Source organism: Micromonospora sp. NPDC048999 (assembly GCF_040649295.1).
Classification (GTDB): Bacteria; Actinomycetota; Actinomycetes; order Mycobacteriales; family Micromonosporaceae; genus Micromonospora.
In genome coordinates this window covers 264,783-284,136 of sequence record NZ_JBEZFI010000003.1, presented here as the reverse complement: position 1 = coordinate 284,136, position 19,354 = coordinate 264,783, and the positions used below count along the sequence as shown (strand labels likewise).

General features: G+C 71.8%; 18 protein-coding genes. 8 read left to right on the top strand and 10 right to left on the bottom strand.

Features of this window, described 5'->3' with window-relative positions; genetic code table 11:
* Nucleotides 1-16 precede the first annotated feature (16 nt).
* Nucleotides 17-1,312: an MFS transporter gene (locus AB0C02_RS07835; RefSeq protein WP_357542337.1), complete on the top strand. Its 1,296-nt coding sequence runs from the start codon at nt 17-19 to the stop codon at nt 1,310-1,312.
* Nucleotides 1,313-1,388: 76 nt separating this feature from the next.
* Nucleotides 1,389-2,150, top strand: coding sequence for an alpha/beta hydrolase (locus tag AB0C02_RS07830; protein ID WP_357542335.1), 762 nt, complete (start codon nt 1,389-1,391; stop codon nt 2,148-2,150).
* Nucleotides 2,151-2,392: 242 nt separating this feature from the next.
* Here the strand turns inward: AB0C02_RS07830 and ctaD are convergent, their stop codons facing one another.
* Together ctaD and AB0C02_RS07820 are read right to left on the bottom strand one after the other, a co-directional pair.
* Nucleotides 2,393-4,153: a cytochrome c oxidase subunit I gene (ctaD, locus tag AB0C02_RS07825; RefSeq protein ID WP_357542333.1), complete on the bottom strand. Its 1,761-nt coding sequence runs from the start codon at nt 4,151-4,153 to the stop codon at nt 2,393-2,395.
* 142 nt (nt 4,154-4,295) lie between these two features.
* Nucleotides 4,296-5,402 (bottom strand): FAD-dependent monooxygenase, encoded by a 1,107-nt coding sequence (locus tag AB0C02_RS07820; RefSeq protein ID WP_357542331.1) that lies wholly within the window; start codon nt 5,400-5,402, stop codon nt 4,296-4,298.
* Between the two features lie 247 nt (nt 5,403-5,649).
* On the opposite strand from AB0C02_RS07820, the gene AB0C02_RS07815 reads away from it, so the two are divergent.
* Complete coding sequence (locus AB0C02_RS07815) at nt 5,650-6,813, top strand: cellulose binding domain-containing protein (RefSeq protein ID WP_357542329.1); 1,164 nt, start codon at nt 5,650-5,652, stop codon at nt 6,811-6,813.
* A gap of 92 nt (nt 6,814-6,905) precedes the next feature.
* Here the strand turns inward: AB0C02_RS07815 and AB0C02_RS07810 are convergent, their stop codons facing one another.
* Nucleotides 6,906-7,691: an aldo/keto reductase gene (locus tag AB0C02_RS07810; protein WP_357542327.1), complete on the bottom strand. Its 786-nt coding sequence runs from the start codon at nt 7,689-7,691 to the stop codon at nt 6,906-6,908.
* A 127-nt stretch (nt 7,692-7,818) separates the two neighbouring features.
* Between AB0C02_RS07810 and AB0C02_RS07805 the strand changes: the two genes are divergently transcribed.
* Nucleotides 7,819-8,865: a DNA polymerase ligase N-terminal domain-containing protein gene (locus AB0C02_RS07805; protein WP_357542325.1), complete on the top strand. Its 1,047-nt coding sequence runs from the start codon at nt 7,819-7,821 to the stop codon at nt 8,863-8,865.
* 18 nt (nt 8,866-8,883) lie between these two features.
* Here the strand turns inward: AB0C02_RS07805 and AB0C02_RS07800 are convergent, their stop codons facing one another.
* Nucleotides 8,884-10,668 carry a glycoside hydrolase family 15 protein gene (locus AB0C02_RS07800; protein ID WP_357542324.1) on the bottom strand — a complete coding sequence of 595 codons (1,785 nt, stop codon included), beginning with the start codon at nt 10,666-10,668 and terminating at the stop codon, nt 8,884-8,886.
* Between the two features lie 247 nt (nt 10,669-10,915).
* Nucleotides 10,916-12,247 carry a cellulose binding domain-containing protein gene (locus AB0C02_RS07795; RefSeq protein WP_357542322.1) on the bottom strand — a complete coding sequence of 444 codons (1,332 nt, stop codon included), beginning with the start codon at nt 12,245-12,247 and terminating at the stop codon, nt 10,916-10,918.
* A 184-nt stretch (nt 12,248-12,431) separates the two neighbouring features.
* Between AB0C02_RS07795 and AB0C02_RS07790 the strand changes: the two genes are divergently transcribed.
* On the top strand, nt 12,432-13,529 hold the full coding sequence (locus AB0C02_RS07790) for a hypothetical protein (RefSeq protein WP_357542320.1): 1,098 nt from the start codon (nt 12,432-12,434) through the stop codon (nt 13,527-13,529).
* A gap of 10 nt (nt 13,530-13,539) precedes the next feature.
* On the opposite strand, the gene AB0C02_RS07785 is transcribed toward AB0C02_RS07790, so the two are convergent.
* The 3 genes from AB0C02_RS07785 to AB0C02_RS07775 form a co-directional block, all read right to left on the bottom strand.
* Nucleotides 13,540-13,821 (bottom strand): adhesin, encoded by a 282-nt coding sequence (locus AB0C02_RS07785; protein WP_357542318.1) that lies wholly within the window; start codon nt 13,819-13,821, stop codon nt 13,540-13,542.
* A 231-nt stretch (nt 13,822-14,052) separates the two neighbouring features.
* The gene (locus AB0C02_RS07780) at nt 14,053-14,361 is read right to left on the bottom strand and encodes a hypothetical protein (protein ID WP_357542316.1); all 309 of its coding nucleotides are present in this window, start codon (nt 14,359-14,361) and stop codon (nt 14,053-14,055) included.
* A gap of 124 nt (nt 14,362-14,485) precedes the next feature.
* The gene (locus AB0C02_RS07775) at nt 14,486-15,079 is read right to left on the bottom strand and encodes a pentapeptide repeat-containing protein (RefSeq protein WP_357542314.1); all 594 of its coding nucleotides are present in this window, start codon (nt 15,077-15,079) and stop codon (nt 14,486-14,488) included.
* A 65-nt stretch (nt 15,080-15,144) separates the two neighbouring features.
* Here AB0C02_RS07775 and AB0C02_RS07770 point away from each other — a divergent pair, with 65 nt between their 5' ends.
* Together AB0C02_RS07770 and AB0C02_RS07765 are read left to right on the top strand one after the other, a co-directional pair.
* Nucleotides 15,145-16,377 carry a serine hydrolase domain-containing protein gene (locus tag AB0C02_RS07770; RefSeq protein WP_357542312.1) on the top strand — a complete coding sequence of 411 codons (1,233 nt, stop codon included), beginning with the start codon at nt 15,145-15,147 and terminating at the stop codon, nt 16,375-16,377.
* Between the two features lie 71 nt (nt 16,378-16,448).
* Nucleotides 16,449-17,090, top strand: a complete 642-nt coding sequence (locus AB0C02_RS07765; protein WP_357542310.1) for an NAD(P)H-binding protein — start codon at nt 16,449-16,451, stop codon at nt 17,088-17,090.
* Nucleotides 17,091-17,138: 48 nt separating this feature from the next.
* Here the strand turns inward: AB0C02_RS07765 and AB0C02_RS07760 are convergent, their stop codons facing one another.
* Nucleotides 17,139-17,603 carry a PPOX class F420-dependent oxidoreductase gene (locus AB0C02_RS07760; protein ID WP_357542308.1) on the bottom strand — a complete coding sequence of 155 codons (465 nt, stop codon included), beginning with the start codon at nt 17,601-17,603 and terminating at the stop codon, nt 17,139-17,141.
* A gap of 28 nt (nt 17,604-17,631) precedes the next feature.
* On the bottom strand, nt 17,632-18,273 hold the full coding sequence (locus AB0C02_RS07755) for a hypothetical protein (protein WP_357542306.1): 642 nt from the start codon (nt 18,271-18,273) through the stop codon (nt 17,632-17,634).
* Nucleotides 18,274-18,553: 280 nt separating this feature from the next.
* On the opposite strand from AB0C02_RS07755, the gene AB0C02_RS07750 reads away from it, so the two are divergent.
* Nucleotides 18,554-19,327, top strand: a complete 774-nt coding sequence (locus tag AB0C02_RS07750; RefSeq protein ID WP_357542304.1) for a D-Ala-D-Ala carboxypeptidase family metallohydrolase — start codon at nt 18,554-18,556, stop codon at nt 19,325-19,327.
* The last annotated feature ends 27 nt before the right edge of the window (nt 19,328-19,354 follow it).

Sequence of the window (19,354 nt, the reverse complement as noted above, 5' to 3'; positions counted from 1 at the left end):
TACCCCGGCCCGAGGATTGCCGCCGGAGGTACGGACCGTCGTGAACTTGAAGCCTTACCGGGAGGCACTCGCCCTGCCCGGTCTCCGGTCGTTGCTGCTGGTGTCGGTGCTGGCCCGCATCCCGCTCACCGCGACCGGGGTGACGCTCACCTTCCACGTCGTGCTCACCCTCGATCGGGGGTACGGCGCCGCCGGGCTGGTCGGTGCCGCGTCGACCGTCGGCGCCGCGCTCGGCTCCCCGCTGCTCGGGCGGTTGGTCGACCGGCGCGGGCTGCGCCCGGTGCTCATCCTGACCACGGTCGCCGAGGGCGTCTTCTGGTCCGCCGCGCCGGCGCTGCCGTACCCGGTGCTGCTGCCGACCGCGTTCCTGGCCGGGCTACTGGCCCTGCCGGTCTTCTCGGTGGTCCGCCAGTCGGTCGCCGCGCTGGTGCCGGCCACGCGGCGCCGCCCGGCGTACGCGCTGGACTCCATGTCGGTGGAGCTGTCGTTCATGGTCGGCCCGGCGCTGGCCGTGGCGCTGGCGACCACGATCAGTCCCCGCATCACCATGTGGGCGGTCGGCGCCGGGATCGTCGCCTCCGGGATCTGTTTCTGGCTGCTCAACCCACCCACCCGCGGCACCGACGAACCGGCGGGCCCGCCTCGGAAGGTGGCCCGCCGCGAGTGGCTGACCCCCCGGCTGCTCGCCGTGCTGGCGGTGAGCCTGGCCGCCACCCTGGTGCTCGGCGGCACCGACGTGGCGGTGGTCGCCGTACTGCGAGCCGGCGGCGAGGTCGGGTGGACCGGCGCCGTGCTGACCGCGTGGGCGGCGGTGTCACTGGTGGGCGGCTTCGCCTACGGGGCGGTCAGCCGTTCCTTCTCGCCGCTGGTCCTGGTGGCGGCGCTCAGCCTCACCACGATCCCGGTCGGGCTGGGCGGGTCGCACTGGTGGCTGCTCTGCCTGGCACTGCTCCCGGCCGGGGCGCTCTGCGCGCCGACGATCGCCTCGACCGCCGACGCGGTCAGCCGGCTCGCTCCGGCCGGCGTACGCGGTGAGGCGATGGGCCTGCACGGCTCAGCCGTCACGGTCGGCATCGCGCTCGGCGCGCCGCTCGCCGGCGCGGTGATCGACGCCTCGGCCCCGCTCTGGGGCTTCGCGGTCACCGGCGCGATCGGCGCGCTGGTGGCCCTGGCCGTGCTCCCCGTCGAGCTGCGCCAGCGGCGGGTGGCCGCCGGCGACCCGGCAGCGGCTCCGACGCCGACCGGCGCGGCGAATGGCGCGGCGACCGGTCCGGATCCGACCGGGCCGGCGGTAACAGCTTCGACACGTTAGGGGCGGGCGGGATCGCGCGAGGCGCCTGTCCATCGGAACAATGGGAGCGCTTCCACGCCGTCATCGAGGAGTCGCCATGAAGCTCGCCGCGCTACGCCTGGTTGCCGTGGCCCTGTCTGTAGGGCTGATCTCCTGTAGCGCCGATCCCCCGCCGGAGCCGAAGCCGACCGGACTCAACGCGGGCGAGGCCTGCCCCGAGTGGACCGGCGGCGGCCGGCAGATCGTGTTCGGCAGCGAGCTCGACGCCGAACTGGGCGGGGTGGTCCTCGGCTCCGGGAGCACCGGTGTGGTGCTGGCGCACATGGCCGGCGGTGACGTCTGCCAGTGGCTGCCCTACGGGAAGCAGTTGGCCGACCGGGGATATCGAGTGCTCGCCTTCGACTTCGCCGGGTACGGGGTCTCCCGGGGCCACGACGTGCCGATGAGCCGACAGGTCGAGGCGGCGGCCGGCGCGTTGCGGGCCGACGGCGCCGGCCGGATCGCGCTGGTCGGCGGGTCGATGGGCGGCACCGCGGTGCTGGCCGCCACGCCGGCCCTCAGCCCCGCGCCGGTCGCGGTCGTCGCCCTCTCCCCGCCCTCCGCCTACCACGACGCGGACGCCGCCGCTGCGGCCCCGAAGATCACCACTCCGGTCTTCCTGGGCGCGGGTGAGCTGGAGACGAGCTTCGCGGAGTCGGCCCGGCAGCTCTACGCCGCCACCCCCGAGACCACGCAGCGGAAGCTGGTGCTGGCTCCCACCAGCGCGCACGGGGTGAATCTGCTCATCCCGGAGACCGGCAGCATCGAGATCCGCGACGGGTTGACCAAGTTCCTCGACACCTACGCCCCGCCGGCCTGAGCGCCCGCCACCCCGGGCCGACCGGCCACGCCCCAGCGTGATCATCGCGGTGTGCGGCATGTTGCGGTCTCCGGGCCACGGGAGACCACGACATGCCGCACACGGAGTGGATCAGGCTTCGGGGGCCACCCGGCCTGCCGCGACCGAGGCGGCCGGCGAGCCCCACACGAGAGGCGAGCCCCGCACGAGAAGGGCCCCTTCGCGCCGGAGACGGTGCGAAGGGGCCCTTCAGCGATGAGCGGTCAGTGCTGGTCGCGGTTGCCGGTGGTGTCCTCCACGTAGCTGGCGCCACCGTCGGCCTCGCTGGTCAGCGGCTTGGCGCCACCCTCCGGCGGACCGGCCAGGGTCTGCGCCCCGGCGGCCAACTCCGGGAACTTGAGGTCGAACGCCGGCCGCTCGGAGCGGATCCGCGGCATCCGGTCGAAGTTGCGCAGCGGCGGCGGCGAGGTGGTGGCCCACTCCAGGGAGTTGCCGTAGCCCCACGGGTCGTCGACCTCGACCACCGGACCGGCCTTGTACGACTTCCAGCAGTTGTAGATGAACGGCAGGGTCGAGATACCGGTGATGAACGCGCCGATCGTGGAGATCATGTTCAGCGTGGTGAAGCCGTCGCCGGGCAGGTAGTCGGCGTAGCGCCGCGGCATGCCCTCGTTGCCCAGCCAGTGCTGCACCAGGAAGGTGGTGTGGAAACCGACCATGGTGAGCCAGAAGTGGATCTTGCCGAGCCGCTCGTCGAGCATCCGGCCGAACATCTTCGGGAACCAGAAGTAGATGCCGGCGAACACGGCGAACACGATCGTGCCGAAGAGCACGTAGTGGAAGTGCGCCACCACGAAGTACGAGTCGGTCAGGTGGAAGTCGAGCGGCGGGCTGGCGAGCAGCACACCGGTCAGACCACCGAAGAGGAAGGTCACCAGGAAGCCGACGGCGAAGAGCATCGGCGTCTCGAAGGTGATCTGGCCCCGCCACATGGTGCCGAGCCAGTTGAAGAACTTCATGCCGGTCGGCACGGCGATCAGGTAGCTGAGGAAGCTGAAGAACGGCAGCAGCACCTGGCCGGTGGCGAACATGTGGTGCGCCCACACGCTCATCGACAGGGCGGCGATGGCGATGGTCGCGGCGACGAGGCCCTTGTAACCGAAGATCGGCTTCCGGGAGAAGACCGGGATGATCTCGGAGATGATGCCGAAGAACGGCAGCGCGATGATGTAGACCTCGGGGTGGCCGAAGAACCAGAACAGGTGCTGGTACAGCATCGGGCCACCGGTGGCCGGGTCGTACACGTGGGCGCCGATCAGGCGGTCCGCGGCGACCGCCAGCAGCGCGGCGGCCAGCAGCGGGAAGACCAGGATCACCAGCAGGCTCGTGACGAGCATGTTCCAGGTGAAGATCGGCATCCGGAACATGGTCATGCCGGGGGCGCGCAGAGTCAGGATCGTGGTGATCAGGTTGACCGCGCCGAGGATGCTGCCCAGACCGGAGATGACCAGGCCCATCACCCACATGTTCCCGCCGACGCCCGGCGAGTGGTCCGCGGTGCTCAACGGCGCGTACGCCGTCCAGCCGAAGTCGGCCGCGCCGCCCGGTGCGATGAACCCGGCGGTGGTCAGAGTGGCACCGAACAGGTACAGCCAGTAGGCGAACGCGTTCAGCCGGGGGAACGACACGTCGGGCGCGCCGATCTGCAGCGGCACCACGTAGTTCGCGAAGGCGAACACGATCGGCGTCGCGAAGAACAGCAGCATGATCGTGCCGTGCATCGTGAAGAGCTGGTTGAACTGCTCGGGCGACAGGAACTGCAGGCCCGGCCGCGCCAGCTCAGCACGCATGAGCAGCGCCATGAAGCCGCCGATCATGAAGAACGCGAACGCGGTGACCATGTACATGATCCCGATCTGCTTCGCGTCCGTGGTGCGCAGCAGCCGCGCGATGGTCGACCCCTTGACCGGCTCGCGGACCGGCCAGGGCCGGGTCACGACCGGCTTGGGTGCGACGGTGGTCACGAGTGGCCTCCGGTTCTGGGTTGTCCTGCTCGGCGAGCGCTGGTCATCTGCGCGGCCGTCATCCGCAAGGAGGATAGTCCCCGGCAGGTGGCAACGCCGCCGGGGGTGGGCGGCTACGATCACCGCCGCCCAGCCGCGCGTACTAGAGCGGGTCCACCAGGAGCCGGTAGTGCTCCTGGAAGATGCGCCCGCCGCGCCCGCGCAGCAGCGGGTCGCGCAGCGCCGGCGGCACGTCGCGGGTCCGGTTGCGGTCCCGGGTCCGGTCCCGCACCCATCGGGTACGCGGCCGCCGCCGGCTCTCGTACGCGATCAGCGCGGCCTCCACGCTGCCTGCGGCCCGCAACGACTCGGCCAGCACCACGGCGTCCTCCAGCGCCATGGCGGCGCCCTGGGCGAGGGTCGGCGCGGTGGCGTGCGCGGCGTCGCCGACGAGCAGCACCCGCCCGTGGTACCAGCGCCCCAGCTCGACCTCCTCGGTGAGCTCGACGTGCACCCGGTCGAGCGTCTCGAGGACCTCGGGAACCGGGCCGCCGTAGGCGCCGAACAGCTCGTACAGGCGGGCCAGGGGATCGGCCGGCAGCCCGGTCCCGGCCTCGTCGGCGTAGCAGTGCAGCCGGCCGGCGCCGATCGGCACCACCAGGAAGCCGGCGCGCTCGCCGAGCAGGGCGGTCCAGTCCACGACCCGCGGGCCGCCGCGGACCACCGCCCGGTAGACCACCTGGCCGACGGGGCGGGGCGGGCCACCGAGCCCGGCCAGGGTGCGCACCATCGAACGTGGCCCGTCGGCGCCGACGACCAGGTCGTACTCCCCGCCGGTGCCGTCGGCGAAGCTGACCGCCACGCCGCCGGGCAGCGGTTCGATGGTGCTGATCTCGGCGCCGTGCCGGACCGCGCCGCCGGCCCCGGTGAGCAGCACCCGGTGCAGTTCGGAGCGGGGCAGCGCGCGGCACTCGCCCACCCCGGCCCAGAGGGCGTCGAGGTCGACCTCGCAGAGCGGTGCGCCGGCGGCATCGAGGAAGCGCTGGCGATGGATGACCTGGCCGAGCGGGCGCAGTGGGCCGTCCAGGTCGAGCCGGCGCAGCGCCCGCGCCGCGTTGCCGGGAAGGTAGAGGCCGACGTCGGCCCGCTCGGCGGGCGGCAGCTTCTCGGTCACGTCGGGCCGGAACCCCGCCAGCCGCAGCGCCCGGGCCACGGCGAGACCGGCGATGCCGGCACCGACGACGAGGATGCGCAGGGAGGAAGCACCCATCGTTGTGTCACGCCTCCGGAGGGGTTCGGAACGCGTTGGGGGGCAAGACACTACTCGCCGCGATCGATGCACGGTAGACCCCCGTCGGGTCTAACGTGGTTCACCACTGGTCGGTCGCATCCCGGCCAGCGGGCGGCTCGTTGCGTAACGGTTTCAGGCATGTCAATGTGTTCGCGGGTTGGGAGCGCTCCCGGTCGTGTCATCCCGGCACGAACCCGGCGTCCCGCTGCGAAGCCAAGGAGCAATCATGAAGCGTCCACTGAGAGCGATCGCGGCGGCCGGCCTGCTCGCCGCCGGTTCGATCGTCGCCGTCGTCCTCGGCGCGGGGAACGCCTCCGCCGACACCCAGATCTGCGACCAGTACGGATCCACCACCATCGGCGGCCGGTACGTCGTGCAGAACAACCGCTGGGGCACCAGCGCCCAGCAGTGCATCAACGTCACCTCCACCGGCTTCTCGATCACCCGGCAGGACGGGACGGGGAACACCAGCGGAGCGCCGGTCTCGTATCCGTCGATCTTCTTGGGCTGCCACTACACGAACTGTTCGCCCGGCACCAACCTGCCGGTCCAGGTGAAGAACATCAGCAGCGCTCCGGGCAGCATCAGCTACAACTACATCAGCGGCGCGACCTACGACGCCGCGTACGACATCTGGCTCGACCCCAGCGCGAAGCGGGACGGGGTGAACCAGATGGAGATCATGATCTGGCTCAACCGGCAGGGCCCGATCCAGCCGATCGGCTCGACGGTGGGCAACGCCACCCTGGCCGGGCGGAGCTGGCAGGTCTGGCGGGGCAGCAACGGGTCGAACAACGTCATCTCGTACGTGGCCTCGTCGGCGATCCCCAGCATGAGCTTCGACGTCATGGAGTTCATCAACGACACCCGCAGCCGCGGCGGGATCACCAATGACTGGTACCTGACCAGCATCCAGGCCGGGTTCGAGCCCTGGCAGGGCGGCGTCGGCCTGGCGGTCAACTCCTTCTCGCAGAGCGTCAACACCGGGGGCGGTACCACCCCGCCGACGACGGCCCCGCCGACCACCGCGCCGCCGACCACGGCGCCCCCGACCACGGCCCCGCCGTCGGGCGGCGGCTGCTCGGTGAAGTACACCCCGAACGCCTGGACCGACGGCTTCACCGCCGACGTGCAGATCACCAACACCGGTTCCGGCACCATCAACGGCTGGACGCTCGCCTACACCCTGCCCTCCGGGCAGCAGATCACCAGCAGTTGGAACGCCACCGTGACCCAGAGCGGGTCCGCGGTGACCGCGAAGAACCTCGCCTACAACGGCACGCTGGCACCGGGCGGCTCGACCAGCTTCGGCTACCAGGGAACCCTGAAGGGGAGTTACTCCTCCCCCACCACCTTCACCCTCAACGGCGTCACCTGCGCCCGTTCCTGAACACTTCACGCCGCACAACTTCGGGGAAGTTGCTGCCTCCCGGTGCCGGGAGGCAGCAACTTCCCCGCAAGTGCGCGGATCACTTCGCCGGCTCAGCCGCCGAGGGCGTCGATGTCGCGCATCTCCGGTGCGGTGAGCGAGAAATGGAAGACGTCGGCATTGGCCCGGATCCGCTCCGGGGTGACCGACTTCGGGATCACCACGATCTCGTGATCGATGTGCCAGCGGAGCACCACCTGCGCAGGCGAGACGTTGTGCGCGGCCGCGATCCGGACCAGCACCGGATCGGCCAGGTCGGTGGTCCGCAGCGGGCTGTAGCCCTCCAGCACCACGCCGCGGTCCCGGTGCGCGGCGTGCACCTGCCGCTCGTACAGGGACGGGCCCCAGCGGATCTGGTTGACCGCCGGGTTCTCCTCGGTGGCTTGGACGAGCTCGTCGATCTGACTGATGCTGTGGTTGCTCACCCCGACCGCCCGGGCCATGTTCTCGTCGCGGGCCGCGAGCATCTCCCGCCATACCGGAATGCCCTCGGCGGGTGTGGTCGGCGACCAGTGCACCAGCCACAGGTCGACGTAGTCGGTGTCCAGGGCGGCCAGGCTCTCCTCGATGGTCTCCCGCTCCCGGCCCACCCGCTCGGGCGGCAGCTTCGTGGTGATGAAGACATCCTCCCGGCGCAGCCCGCTCTCCTTGACCGCCCGCCCGACCTCCCGCTCGTTGCCGTACATGGTGGCGGTGTCGATGTGCCGGTAGCCGGCGTCGAGGGCGGCGAGCACGGCCTCGTACCCGGCCTGCCCGGTGGCCTGCCAGGTGCCGAAGCCGAGCAGCGGCATCCGGACCTCGCCGGAGAGCAGGACGGTGGGCTGTACAGGGCTGGTCATGGCGGCTGTTCTACCCGTGATCGACGCCGCCATGCCGCCGATCGGCACCCGGTGGCGGACCCGTACGACGCGGCGCGGACCCGACGTCCGCCGTGCTGGTGCACGGGATGTGCCGGACAATGCGGGAGTGGCTGACCGGCTGGAGGAGTACCGGCGGAAGCGGCACGCGGCGCGTACCCCCGAGCCGGTGCCGGAACGGGCCCCGGCGCGGAAGCGGGCCGACCGGGGCAAGCCCCGCTTCGTCATCCAGCAGCACCACGCCCGGAGCCTGCACTGGGACCTGCGGCTGGAGCACGACGGTGTACTCGCCTCCTGGGCGGTGCCGCGCGGCCTGCCCCGCGACCCCGGCCGCAACCACCTCGCCGTGCACACCGAGGACCACCCGATGGAGTACCTGACCTTTCACGGCGAGATCCCTGCCGGCGAGTACGGCGGCGGGAAGATGACCATCCACGACACCGGGACGTACCGCGCGGAGAAGTGGCGCGACGACGAGGTGATCGTGGTGCTCGACGGAAAACGGACAACGGGCCGGTACGTGCTGTTCGCCACCGGCGGCCGCGGCCGGGACTGGATGGTCCGACGCACCGACCCCGCCCCGCCGGGCTGGACGCCGATGCCCGAACTGGTCCGCCCGATGCACGCCGCGCCGGGCAGGCGGCTGCCGAAGGACGAGGCGGAGTGGGGCTACGAGCTGCGCTGGGACGGCGTACGGGCGATGGCGTACGTCTCGGGCGGCCGGCTGCGGCTGCTCGGCGAGGCCGACGAGGAGATCACCGGGGCGTACCCGTGGCTGCGGGCGATGGCCGAGGAGCTGGCACCCACCGAGGCGGTGCTGGACGGTGTGCTGGTCCGGATCGACCCCGCCGGACGGGTGAAGCCACCCACCGCCCGGGACGGCCAGTTCCTCGCCGTCGACCTGCTCTGGCTGGAGGGCGTGGCCAGCCTCGACGTGCCGTACGCGCAGCGGCGCGAGCTGCTCGACGGCCTGGCACTCACCGGCCGGCACTGGCAGACTCCGCCATGGTTCCCGGGTGCCGGCGCGGACGCCCTGCGGACGGCCCGCGAACAGGGCCTACCGGGTGTGGTGGCCAAGCGCCTCGACTCCCCGTACGAGCCGGGCCAACGCAGCCGACACTGGCTGAGCATCGACCCGAGCCCGGGAGCGCGGTAAGGAAGGGACCCTTACTTGTCAGTCGGCGGTCGGGTCGGTCAGCCGCCAGGCCGCGTTGATCAGGCCGATGTGCGACAGCGCCTGCGGCATGTTGCCGAGCTGCGCGCCGCTGTCCAGGTCGATCTGCTCGGCGAAGAGGCCCAGGTCGTTGGCGTGCCCGAGGATCTTCTCGAACAGCGTCCGGGCCCGTTCCGTCTCCCCTGCCTTGATCAGGCAGTCCACGTGCCAGAACGAGCAGAGCACAAAGCCCGCCGGATCGGTGCTCCAGCGCCGCACCAGACCGTCGTCGGTGCCCAGTTCGCGCCCGATCAAATCGATCGTGGCGCGCATCCGGGGATCCGTGGCGGGCAGGAAGTTCATGATCGGTAGAAACAACACCGAGGCGTCCAGTTCGGCCGAGTCGAAGGCCCCGGTGTACGCGCCGACCCGGTCGTTCCAACCCTCGCGCAGCACGGTTTCGCGGATCTCGTCCCGGATGCCCGCCCAGCGCCGCGGGTCGGCCCGGTCCCCGAGCCGCGGCGCGAGCTGCACCGCCCGGTGCAGCCCCACCCAGCAGAGCACCTTGGACGACAGGTAGTGCCGCTCGGCGTCCCGGCTCTCCCACATCCCCCGGTCGGGCCGCCGCCAGGTCGTCGCCACCTGCTCGGCGAGCCCGATCACCATCTCCCGCAGCTCTTCGTCGAGGGTCTCGCCGAGGGAGTCGCGCAGCTGCCAGACCGCCTGGATCACCTCGCCGGGCACGTCCAGTTGCCGCTGCCGCCAGGCATCGTTGCCGACGCGTACCGGCCGGCTGCCGGCGTACCCGTGGAGGTGGACGACTTCGTGCTCGGTGAGATCCCGTTCCCCTTCCAGCCCGAACAGGACCGGCACCGGCTGGTCGCCGATCCGCCCGATCGAGCGGGCGGCCCAGCCGAACAGGCGGGACGCCTCGTCGGGGCAGGCCGCCACCCAGAGGGCGCGCATGGTCATCGAGAAGTCGCGCAGCCAGGAGAAGCGGTAGTCGTAGTTGCGGTCACCACCGGTCTGCTCGGGCAGCGAGGTGGTGAGCGCGGCGGCGACCGCGCCGCTGCGGGCGTACGTCAGGCCGGTCAGCACGGTCGCGCTGTTGCGGACCTGAACGCGATATTGGCCGGGATAGTGGTGGCTCTCCCGGTACGCCCCCCATGCCTGCGCCGTGTCCTCGACCCTGCTGATCGGGTCGAGCCGGGCCGGCGGGTTTCCGTAGAGCGGGGCGTACGCGAGGTCGAAGCCGACCTGCTGTCCGGCGGCGACCTCGAAGGTGTGCGTGACCTGGTTCCCGTCCGCGCGCAGCTGCTGTCCGGTGCCGTGCAGGCTCAGCGTCACCGGTCCGGCGACGGCCAGCACCCCGCCGTCCGGCTGCTCGTGCAGGTGCGGGGTGAGCAGCCCGTACTCGGGTCGCGGTGCGAAGTCGAGCCGCATCCGCACCCGCCCGGACAGTCCCTCCACCACGCGCAGCAGCACCGCGGGCGAGTTCATGCCCAGCTGGTGCCCGCGGGCGCCCAACTCGGCGGCGAGCGCGTCGGTGACGGCCACGCTGCCCTCCGGGGTGTGGTGCACGGTCCGCAGCACCAGCGTGTCCGGGCGGTAGGCGCGCTCGACCCGGCCGGTGGCCAGTGGGGCGATTCGCCAGTGCCCGGCGGCCGGGTCGAGCAGGCGGGCGAAGACCGACGGCGCGTCGAACCGGTCCGGGCACCACCAGTCGACCGACCCGTCCCGGCCGACCAGGGCCCCGGATCGGCAGTCGGAGAGAAACCCGTAGTCGGAGATCGCCGGCGAACGCACCCGCCCCGGTTACCCGGACCTGCCGCGTTCAGCCGCGGATCAGGCTTTTCTCGAAATGTGCCACCTCCCGTGGTTTGGATCGTTCCGGTACGGGGATCAGCTGCGCCAGGACCGGTGCACGACGGGCCGGTCGAGCCAAGTCCCCGCTGTCGTACCGCCGTACGGCTGCGGTGGTGGGAGACGGCCAGAGCGCGGCGACGTCACGACCCCGGTCGGGCGGCGCCGCGCGCTCATTCCCGCCCGGTGGTCAGCGCGTGGTGCAGCGCAGCCCGGTCGGCGGCTGGTTGTCACCGGTCGCCACGAATCCCCAGCTGGCGGTGCCACCGGCGGCGAGACTGCCGTTCCAGCCGACGTCAGTTGCGGTCACCTGCTGCCCGGACTGGTTCGCCGTGGCGTTCCAGGCGTCGGAGATGCGCTGGGCGCCCGGGAAGCTGAAGCTGGTGGACCAGCCGGCGATCGGGTTCGTGCCGGTGTTGCGGACGCTCACCTCGGCCTGGAAGCCGCCGCTCCACGCCCCGGTCACCCGGTAGTCGGCCGTGCAGCCGGTGACGGGCGACGGGCTGGTCGGCGTCGTCGTCGGGGTGGCGGTGGGCGACGTCGTGGGGGTGGCGGTGGGCGACGTCGTGGGGCCGGTGCCGCCCGAGGTCGTGTAGCTGACCTGGGTGTACGCGGCGGCGCAGGTGCCACCGCAGGATCCGGGCAGAGTGAACTTGTAGACGCGGCCGTTGTTGATCAGCGTGTCGGCGACGTCGCGGACGCGGATCTGGAAGTCGGTGCCGCCCGAGGTGGTCGCCCCGATGACGTACGACTGGCCCATGTCGCTGTTCATCGTGGCGGCCTTCCAGACCCCGTCGGCCAGGTAGTCCACGCCGTGGACGCCGTTGGCCAGGTGGGACAGCGCGATCGCCGGCCAGTATCGCTGCGCGCCCCTGAGGAAGCCGATCCGGATGTCCCCGGTGTAGTTCGGCGCGGACACGAAGGACCAGGAGACGTGCCGGTTGTTCCAGTTGTTCGGGTACATGTTGCCGACCGGCACGCCGTTGCGGGCGAAGCGGTTCAGCGAGGCGGTGACCAGGTCCAGGTGGTACGGGTCGTCCCGGCACCAGGCGTTGCCGTCGCCGCAGGAGTCGGCGACCAGCATGGTGAGGGTGGCCCCGTTGTAGCCGTCGGCGACCCAGGAGCCGTTACGGCAGAACGGCTGGCCGGGTGCGCCGTCGTTGACGCCGGTGCAGCGGTCGCCGATGGTCACCTTGACGTACCGGCCGCAGTTGAGGCCGTTGTTCCACAGCCCGATCCGGTCCGCCTGTGCCGGCGGCAACGGCCGGGTCGGGAAGGACGAGTAGTCGCCGGGCAGCCGGTAGACGTTGAGGGCGAGGAAGTCCTGGGAGTCCAGTTCGGACTGGGGCAGGCCGCAGCCCCCGTACGGGGAGCCGAGGCCGTCGAAGTGGGTGGCGTTGCCGGTCACCGGGGCGGGCGGGTCACCGACGGCGAGGGCGGGCAGTTGACCGGCGGCGAGCAGCGCGGTCACGGCGGCGGCCAGGGCCGCCACGAGGCGGAGGCGAGGGCGCGAGGTCGACATGGGAAAACCTTCCGGGCGGGTCGACCCCGGACGGGGCCGACTCAGGGGATGCCATGGATGCCCGAACATGCCCGACTGCGCCCGCCCACCCATGCCATCACCCTGGCCGATGGCTGTCAACGGCGTCCCGCCGGCAGACGAAAGCAAACCTGCGGCAGACCTGCGCGGTCGGTAGATTTGACTTATGGTGTCCGCCCACGTCGGTCGGGCGGCAGAACCGGTCTACCGCCCTGTCCTCAACGGCCGTCGGGGTGAGCTGGAGGCGTTGGCCCACCTCGACGACGCCACCGTGCCGCTGCTCGCCCCGATTCTCGCCTTCCACGCGCTCGAACCATCCACCATGGATCAGCTGGGCCGACTGCCGGCCGGCCTGCTGCCCGCCGTCGATGTCTCGATGCTGCCGGACACCGCGGAGAGCGAGGTGGTCCGCTGGGGCGTACCGCTGGTGCCGGTGATCGGGCTCGCGGAGAGCGACCGCCGGCTGGGCGCGTACGGCGTCGCCGCGCGGGCGTACGCCCGGCGGGCGGTGGTGCGGTTGCAGACCGGCCAGGATCGGGCCGGGCCGGACGCGACGACCAGCGCGGTGGAGCGGGCCTGGCGGCTGACCCGGCTGGTGCCGGAGCAGTGCGACCTGCTGATCGACGCCGGGGACGTGTGCTGCCCGGCCGACGTGCGGCTGGCCGAGCCCCGGATCCGGCGGCTGGCCGGATGGGCCCGGCGGCACGCCTGGCGCTCGGTCACGGTGGCCGCCGGCGGGATGCCACCGACGGTGGCCCGCCTGCCCACCGACGAGCCGGTACGCCTCGACCGCTTCGACTGGCAACTCTGGCAGCGCCTGTCCGACCTCGGCGTCGGGTACGGCGACTACGGCGTCGACTGCGCGGTGCCGGGCTCGGACGGCCCGCCCGACCGACTGCCGACGCTGCGCTACACCACGGGCGAGGCGTGGTGGGTCTACCGCTGGGCGCGCCGGGGTGGCCGGGGCGACGAGCGGCTCGCCGACCTGTGCCGCACGCTGGTGTCGGCCCCGCACTGGCCGACCGCCGGGGCCGGCTTCTCCTGGGGCGATCACGAGATCCTGCGGCGGGCCCGGCGCGGTGCTGGTGCCGGCTCGCCGGCGAACTGGCTCGCCTGGAGCACGTCACACCATCTGGCGCAGGTGCTGGCCGCGTTGCGACCGCCGGCGGACGAGCAGGACGGCGGCCCGTGGCACGCCGCTCAGGACGCGCCGGAGCGAAAGCGTCGGCCGCCTCGTGGCAGGGAAACCCGCTGGGCGGGGTGAGCCCCGGCCGTCACTCCTTCGAGGTGAAGCCGAACTGCACGATGCCCTCCTCGTCGACGGCCGCGTCAACGGAGGTGTCGTTGAGCAGTTGGGCGGCGTCGGCGTCGAGGAAGATCCGGGCGCCCTGGTTGTCGACCACCTGGTCGCCCTGCACGGGCTGCGGCACCAGTTCGATGGAGAGCGAACCGGCATCGGCGTCGGCGGCGATCCGCAGCCCGCCCGCCTCGGCGACGTCCTGCTGCTCGGTCAGGTCGCGGATCACCAGAACGGCATTGTCGGTCATGGTCAGCATCGCGAACTCCTCGTGGCTGCCTCGCCCGTGACGGCGATGGCGAATTGGTCGACGCGGCCGCGGACGGCCGGGTCCGGACCCTGGACGGCGAATCGGTCTTCGCGTACAAACCAGGGCAGGTCGAACCCCCCTCATGACCTACGGTGCCCCCTCTACGGGCCGCCGTCAAATAGAGCGGAATGAGTCGACAGCGGGGCCGCCGCACCCGGCCACGAAGTTGAAAGCCCCTGGTCAGGCGCCCGGACGGTGCAGGCTCGGGTCGGCAGCGGGATCGCCGCGCTCGATCAGCTCGTCGATCTCGGCGGGCCGTAGCCCACGCAGCACGAGCACCCGCCGCCCCCAGCGGTGCAGCCGGCACGGGTGCGGGCTGGCGTCGTTGCGGCAGATCGTCCCGCCCGACCAGCTCCGGGGAGCGTGCACCACCACCGCCCGCACCGCGAACTGGGCGTCCTCGCCGGTCACGTACGGCGGCAGCGGGATCTCCCGCAGCACTTCGCCGGACGGGGCGACGGGTCGGAGGGTGGGCACACTGCTGCTCATGCGGGAAGCCTCCACAGAGGATGATCGGGTCGGGACAACCGGAAAGGTACGACGGCCCATGACGCCCGTGACGGACAAACTGTCCCGGCACCCGTCGGGCTGTCAGCCCGCCCTGCCGGACCGATCAGTGGATCTCGAAGCCGAGCGTCTGGGCCAGCAGGATCGCCTGCTCGGCGTCGATGATCGCCCCGGCTCGCTCGACCGTGGTCGGGTCGAGCGCGGTCAGGTCGCTGCCGCGCAGGTCGGCGCGGGCCAGCTTGGCGGCGTGCAGTTGGGCGCCGGAGAGGTCGACCCCGGTGACGGTGGCGCCGGTCAGGTCGGCGCCAGCCAGGTCGACCTCGCGCATGCGTACGCCGGTGAACTGCACCCCGCGCAGGTCGGCGCCGGGCAACGCGACGAACGACCAGTCACCGCCGCTGACCCGCAGCGGGCGCAGGTCGCACTGCTCGAAGCCGCTGCCGACCAGCTTGCAGCCGGTGAACTCGGCCTCGAACAGGTTGCAGCGCTTGAAGGTGCAGCGGTTGAACGCCGAGTCGGTGTGCCGGGAGGCGTTCAAGGCGACGTTGCCGAAGACGCACTCGGTGAAGACCGCGCCCTGGCTGGTCGCCTCGGTGAGGTCGACGTCGAAGAAGGAGCAGCGGACGAAGTGCCGGTCGACCAGCTCCTCGGCGTACCAGTCCTCGTGGCGGTAGGTGACGTCCACTGTCGGCTCCGGCATCAGACCAGGTTACTGGTGGCCCCCGACACTTCCCGGTCGACGTACCGATCGGTAGGTTCGGCGGCGTGAGCGTCGCAGTGAGCACCGACCCCGTCCGTATCGGCTTCGACCCCGCCCGGCTGGCCCGGATCGACGAACATTTCGGCGGGTACGTCGATGATGGCCGGCTCGCCGGCTGGCAGATCGTGGTGACCCGCCGGGGCGAGATCGCCCACTCCGCCACCTACGGGCTGCGGGACCGGGAAGCCGGCACGCCGGTCGAGCCGGACACCCTGTGGCGCATCTACTCGATGACCAAGCCGATCACCTCGGTCGCGGCGATGCTGCTCTGGGAGGAGGGCCGGTTCGAGCTCAACGATCCGATCAGCCGCTGGCTGCCGGAGTTCGCCGACGTCCGGGTCTACGACCAGGGTTCGGTGCTCAAGCCGTACACGGTGCCGGCGGCCGAGCCGATCCGGGTCTGGCATCTGCTCACCCACACCGCCGGCCTGACGTACGGCTTCGCCCAGAGCACGGTGGTTGACGGCCTGTACCGGGCGGCGGGGTTCGACCTCGACGTGCCGCCGGGCATGGATCTGGCGGCGACCTCCGCCGGCCTGGCCCGGCTGCCGCTGCTCTTCCAGCCGGGCACGAGCTGGAACTACGGGGTCTCCACGGACGTGCTGGGCCGGCTGGTCGAGGTGATCTCCGGGCAGCGTCTGGACGTGTTCCTCGCCGAGCGGATCCTGCGCCCGCTGGGGATGACCGACACCCGGTGGTGGGTGGACGAGGCGGACGCCAAGCGGCTGGCCGCGCTCTACGCCCCGCACCCGACCACCGGGCAGGCCACGCGCCACGACGGCATCGGCCGCGCCGCGCTGACCGAGCCGGGCTGGCTCTCCGGCGGGGGCGGGCTGATCTCCACGGCCGCCGACTACCACCGGTTCACCCAGTTCCTGCTGCGCGGCGGCGAGCTGGACGGGGTACGCCTGCTGGGCCCCCGGACGGTGCGCTTCATGACCCGTAACCACCTGCCCGGCGGGCGCGACCTGGCCTCGTTCGAGCCGGCGGGCTTCGCCGAGACGGTGCTCGGCGGCATCGGCTTCGGCCTCGGCTTCGCGGTGGTGCTGGACCCGGTGCCGTCCCGGGTGCCGAGCAGCGTGGGCGAGTACTACTGGGGTGGGCTGGCCAGCACCGCGTTCTGGGTGGACCCGGTGGAGGAGGTCACGGCCCTGCTGTTCACCCAGCTCATGCCGTCCAGCACGTACCCGCTGCGCTCGCAGTTGCGCCAGCTCGTCTACTCCGCGCTGATCGACTGACCGGCTCGCTGCCCGGCCCGGATCGCCGTTTGCGGCACCGGCCGGGCATCCGGTTTTCTAACGTGAAGGGCATGAGCAGCATCGTCGTGTTCGGCGCCGGCGGGACGGCGGGCTCGCGGATCGCCGCCGAGGCGGTCGAGCGGGGTCACCGGGTCACCGCGGCGGTCCGCCGCCCGGAGGCGACCAGTTATCTACCAGCCGGGGTACGCACGGTAACCGGCGACGCGACGTCCGCGCGCAGTGTGCGGGAGTTGGCCGAGGACGCCGACGTGTTCGTGGTGGCGATCGGCGGCGGCGAGCGGGAGCTGTGGCGCGACGCCGCCCGGACACTGGTCGACACGCTCCGGGAACTGCCCGACCCGCCCCGGGTGATCCACATCGGCGGCGGGGCGACGCTGCTGACGTCGAAGGGCACCCCGTACCTGGACGAGCCGGACTTCCCCGAGGAGTACCGGGACGCGGCGTTGGGCCAGGCCGACGCCCTGGCCGTCTACCGGTCCTCGGCCGACGGGGTGACCTGGACGTACGTCTCCCCGCCACCGCTGGAGTTCCACCCGGGCGAACGGACCGGGCACTACCGCACCGGCACCGATCATCCGGTGACCGATGCGCAGGGTCGGTCGGTGCTCACCTACGAGGACCTGGCGGTGGCGATCGTCGACGAGATCGAGAACCCGCGGTTCGACAACGCGCGTTTCACCGCGGCGTACTGAGCCGCGCGCGGCGTACCGAGCCGCGCGCGGTCCACGCGGCCTGGTCGCTCAGTCGGCCAGCCTGGCGGGGAAACCGCCGGTGGCGATCGGGCCCCACGTCTCGATGGTGATCCGGATCAGCGACTTGCCCTGGTTCACCATGGCCTGGCGGTATTCGTCCCAGTCCGGGTGCTCGCCGGAGATGCTACGGAAGTATTCGACCAGCGGTTCGAGGGCGTCGGGCAGGTCGAGCACCTCGGCCGTGCCGTCGACCTGCACCCAGGGCCCGTTCCAGTCGTCGGAGAGCACGCAGGCGGACACCCGGGGGTCGCGGCGGATGTTGGCCACCTTGGCCCGCTCCGGGTAGGTGGAGATGACCAGGCGGCCCTCGACGTCGACCCCGCCGGCGACCGGGGAGGACTGCGGCCGGCCGTCGGCGCGGGTCGTCATCAGCACGACCCTGTGCCGGGGGCGGAGGAATTCGAGCAGAGCGTCGCGGTCGGCCCGGGTGTTGGTCGCGATCGTGCGTGCCATGTGTCGGTTCTACCAGGCCGACCCGGGGTCAGCGGGGGCGGCCGGCGACGCGCTGCGGGGACGCCTGGGCCGGCACGCGGGGCCGGGCGGTCGGCCGCCAGGCACGGCCGTTGGCGTAGATCACCCGGAACCCGAGGTACGCGGCCAGCGGCGCCCAGTGTGCGGAACCCATCCGCAGCTCGGCGGCGTTGTGCCGCTGCCCGTTGGCCAGCACGTCCAGCAGCACGGTCTCGAAGGCGGCCGACTCGACCCAGTCGACCTCCCGGGTGAAGCCGCAGACCAGCGCCGCCCCGGTCACGTCGAGGAAGTCCCGCAGCGCGGCGTCGGAGGCGCGCAGCACGGAGCAGCTGCCGAAGTAGAGGCGCCGGCCCTCGCAGCGGCCGGCCATCCGCTCGGCGACGTCGGTCAGCTCCACCGAGTCCCAGTCGGTGAGGCAGAGCCGGCTGGGCTCGCCGTGCATGGCGAAGAAGCCGACCCGGTAGTCGGCGTACTGCTTGAGCAGCCAGCGGTCGATGAAGTAGAAGAGCTCGTCACGGGTGGCGGCGTCCTTGTGGATGAAGCGGATCCGGCTAAGCCGTTCGAGCAATTCGAGGGTGGGCAGCACGGAGCCGCGCTCGTTGAGATCCCGGTGCCACTGCCCTTCGACGCAGAAGACGCCGCCACGCGCCACCGCCCACCTCCCCCGCCCGCGCAGGTCGCCGGGGGCCGTCTCCGGCCCCCGCGCAGACGTTACCGGCCCAGGGTCGCTCGGCAACATGGCCCCCGGCGGGCCTCTGGTCGGCGGCCATTCGCCTATTCCTGGGACTTTGCCAACGATGCACGACTCGGAATTTTGAGGATAATTCCGGTAATCAGCTCTGATCGGCTGAATCCCTGCCAAGGTGGGAGGAGCACGATGTCTCGGTCGACCCTGATCGCATCCCAATCCCACTCCTGTCAGGAGGACCTCAGTGCGCGTCAACATGCTCAAGCGGGTGATCCTCGCGCTCGGGCTGGCCCTGCCCGGAGCGGCGATCGCCACGGTGGTCGCCCCGCCTGCGGCGCACGCCGACGGCTGCTACACCTGGACCCGGACGCTCAGCCAGGGACGTTCCGGTGAGGACGTCCGCCAATTGCAGATCCGGGTGGCCGGATGGCCTGCCTACCGGGGCATCGTCCACGTCAACGGCAAGTACAGCCGGGAGACGGCGGCGGCGGTCCGGCGCTTCCAGTCCGCGTACGGGCTGCGCGCCGACGGCATCGCCGGCCCGTCGACCTTCAAGAAGATCTACGCGTTGCAGCACAACAACTGCACGCCGAAGCACTTCCGCTACAAGCAGCTGGACAACGGCTGCGGCAAGGGCGGCTGGAGCGGCGGCCCGCTCTCCCCGGCCGCCACGCGGGCGAACGCGCTACGGATCATGTGGAAGCTGGAGGCGCTGGTCCACGACCTCGGCGACAAGTCCCTCACCGTCACCAGCGGCTTCCGCAGCTACGGCTGCAACCGCAAGGTCGGCGGCGCGTCGGACAGCCAGCACCTCTACGGCAACGCCGCCGACCTGACCTCTCGTACCTCGTCGCTGTGCCGGCTGGCCCGGGCAGCCCGCAGGCATGGCTTCAGCGGAATATTCGGCCCCGGCTACCCGGGGCACAGCAACCACGTCCACGTGGACTCGCGCCGGGAGAACAAGGCCAGCAAGAGCGCGGGGACGACCATCTGGTCGGCCCGGAAATGCGGAATCTGATCGATGCGGCGCCTCGGCCAAGGTCGT